Below are 3,411 nucleotides of genomic sequence, written 5' to 3'. Positions count from 1 at the left end.
GGCAGGCTTTGTAGTTGGCTCACTAACCGGAATGGCAACATATGGAACGCTCAGTGAGCTAGATTCCATGGCAAATGTAAGTGGATTACACAGTTCTTTTGCAGAAGGAATGTCAAAGGAAGATGCCCAGAAATATCTTGATTTTCTTGAGAATGGAAGCAAGGAAGGGCTCACAGAGGCAGAAATAAGAGGAATCGGAAAGGTAGACGAAGCACTTGCATTAAAGAAAGTAAACCCGGAGGAGCTGTTGGAACTTAGAAAACAGCAACTGGGGAATGTGGGAGAGAGTGGTAGTAATACTGGTACTGTATGGGATAATATTACTGGTACAGCTGACAATATGCCTGCTACTGAAATACCTGCCACCTTTAAAATTGATTTGGATGGAAAAATTAATTATGTGAATACTGAAACAGGAACGAACACATTATGGACAAATTCAAATGCAACCAAACATATGGGTGAGTATGTAAGTAGATTTGGAGATGAGAGTTGGAGCATTGGGACTAGAAGTCAAGCAATGTTAGAAAGTTATTCTGCATCACTTAATAAAGCGATGGAAACGATAGGTACAGAGGCATCTGGAAGATATTTTGGTACATATGGTAATTGGGAACTTGGTATTAATACTGAGACTGGTGTAGTATATCATGCAAGGATGCTTAATTAGAAAGGTGAAAAAAGTGAAGTTTGAAAAAGTATTTAATAACAAAAAATATATTCGAAAAATAGAAGGTATGGGAGAGGGGCTTGTTTTATTTGAAATATCAGCTGCTGATAAAAGAATAGGACAAAATTACCATTTGTTTTATGAGGATAAGCGCAAGCCTCCGTTGGACATAGCAATTAATCCAGAAGATGGAATGATAGAGTATATTAGCTATTTTGTTCAAGATGAAATGATTAATAATATTAGTGATATTCCCGCAATTATAAATGAGGGTATTGGAATTAGTATAAGTAATGAGAATTTCAATGAGAATAGTATGAATGTTACCGTAGATGGGAGATTTAAATTTTGGAAGTTAGAAAATGCAATTTTAATATTAAAAGATGATATTAAAGAGCGTGTTTTAAATGCATATAGGATTAATGATTTAAATAATTTATTGTTTCTAGGAGATGATTTCGTTGGAATAGAATTAAAAAATTTGAATCAAGAGGAAATGATAGAAATTATGAATTCAAAATGTTTACTATAAGAATATTGTTTTTAAATTAGGTTTATACTTTCGGACATCCAATAACCTACAACTCATGCACGCCTATTAATTAATCATCAGGGTCGTCCATATAGCAATTAAGAATGATAGGGGAATATGAAGAGGTGCACAGCCATGCAGATATGTATCCCATCGATATGATGGTAGGTTATCTTCGCAGTATTATTGGTGGACAGTTAGGTGGCAGTAGTGCTACAATCAGTACATATGATGCATCGGTTGTGAATGCAACAGAGCCTTTTCAACTGGCACAGATGATGGATGGAATGTTAAGTACATATCTCGAGCAGGTGAAGGACAGGGTAAACTCCTGTGAGGAGTTCTATGAACTGCAGCAACAGCAGTGGCAGGAATCTATCCGACTGAGAACAGAAGAAGGCATTGTGAAAACACTTGTCGGAGTCGGAACCATGATTCTGGGAGGAATGCTTGTCGTAGCAACCTGTGGTATGGCACTTCCTTTAGTGGCTACAGTAGGAGTAATGGCAATTGGCGCAGGAACAGTAGCATATGGTTTTTCAAATACAGTAGAAGGTGGTCAGGATGTTTATGCAGGAGTAACAGGAGACCCAAGAATGGTATCGGTTAATCCAATCCGTGATACATTATTTGCCAGCAATCCGGACCTCTATTATTTAATAGGAAATGTTTTGACAATCGCTGCTTCTCTGATACTGACAGGAGGAATGGCGGCTAATGCAGCAGTAAGTGCAGGAACATCCATAGGAAGGGCCGTAGTAACAGAGTATGCAAAGCAGGGACTGACGGTGGCAGCCAGCAGCTATGTGGACAAGAGAATGACAGAAGCAACCAACAGTCCACTGGCAGGTTTTGTAGTTGGTTCACTAACCGGAATAGCAACATATGGAACGCTCAGTGAGCTAGATTCCATGGCAAATGTAAGTGGATTACACAGTTCTTTTGCAGAAGGAATGTCAAAGGAAGATGCCCAGAAATATCTTGATTTTCTTGAGAATGGAAGCAAGGAAGGGCTCACAGAGGCAGAAATAAGAGGAATCGGAAAGGTAGACGAAGCACTTGCATTAAAGAAAGTAAACCCGGAGGAGCTGTTGGAACTTAGAAAACAGCAACTGGGGAATGTGGGAGAGAGTGGTAGAAAATCAAAATGGTGGCATGAAGGATATGTGAATGATTTATCTGACATTCAAATGATATTAGGTGTTAAGCAATCAGATAAAGGCTTATCGACACTTGGTAGTGCCACGAGAGAGAATGCCATGTCGGCTGGTAAAGCATGGGTTGGGGATAGTTATAATGTCATTAAAGACAATTCGGGGAATATATTAGGTTATTCCAGTGCTGATGGGATGCGAGCATTTAGAATTCAGTATAAACCTAAGGAAGGCATGTGGAAAGCTAATTTCCAAGAGAACATTATGGTTAATAATCCATATCCTAATCCAGGACAGCATAGCTCTCAATTAAAGAATGTACATATTGATATTTTAGATTAATGAAAGGAGTTTTTATGGAAATAAAAGCAATAAATATTAAACAAAAAGATTACATAGATGAAGAAGATTTTTTTCTATCATGCGAGGTGTTTATTGGACCTCAAAAGGAAAATTATGTATATGAAGTTTATGATTTTAATGTAATCAGTATAAAAAGGCTTTATGAAGGCTTTCCGGACAATGGAATTATGCTAAATAAAGGATGGATGATTACGAAGTACTATGATGAAAGTGAAATGAAACAAAAGATTAATGCCATAATTAAAAATTGTATATCGGATACAGATAAAAATACATATTTAAATATCAGTTCCTATTTTAGGATGCAAGAGTCATAATATTTAAGTGCAGTTCTATTATATGAATTGAATTAATGAGAACTGAAAAAGGGACTACTTATTGAATTAGAATCAAGAAGAAGCTAAAGAAAGGTTGAAATTTTATGTGAGCATACTGATAAAGAGGAATTAAAAACACTGGAGGATGAAATTGCTAATCGGTTTGTTTTAAATTTGATGTTGAGATTGATACTGGAGAATTGGATGGAAGAAGAGTTTTGTTAATGAAGGAGTATTTGATAAAATAAAATGAATTCCCAAAATAAAATTTATTATGTCTCCACATAAGGACATCCGAAAATAAGAGACCGTTTCAAGTTTTGTGTAAACGTTAAAAACTGATATAAGATTTGTGAATAGTTACAAATGGGCAGA

Annotated in this window: 4 protein-coding genes; all 4 read left to right on the top strand. The window is 36.3% G+C overall.

Annotation, left to right across the window (positions count from 1 at the left end; translation table 11 throughout):
* Positions 1-670: hypothetical protein (locus OCV43_RS13745; RefSeq protein WP_262624372.1), on the top strand; the 670-nt coding region annotated here is incomplete at its 5' end.
* A 4-nt stretch (positions 671-674) separates the two neighbouring features.
* Positions 675-1,202 (top strand): hypothetical protein, encoded by a 528-nt coding sequence (locus OCV43_RS13740; RefSeq protein WP_242994227.1) that lies wholly within the window; start codon positions 675-677, stop codon positions 1,200-1,202.
* A 104-nt stretch (positions 1,203-1,306) separates the two neighbouring features.
* Entirely contained in the window at positions 1,307-2,698 is a 1,392-nt protein-coding gene (locus tag OCV43_RS13735) for a hypothetical protein (protein WP_262624371.1), read from the top strand.
* A 14-nt stretch (positions 2,699-2,712) separates the two neighbouring features.
* Entirely contained in the window at positions 2,713-3,036 is a 324-nt protein-coding gene (locus tag OCV43_RS13730; RefSeq protein ID WP_262624370.1) for an immunity 8 family protein, read from the top strand.
* Positions 3,037-3,411 lie beyond the last annotated feature (375 nt).

This window comes from Roseburia amylophila, from assembly GCF_025567465.1.
Lineage (GTDB): Bacteria > Bacillota > Clostridia > Lachnospirales > Lachnospiraceae > Roseburia_C > Roseburia_C amylophila.
This window is presented reverse-complemented; position numbering and strand designations above follow the sequence as displayed.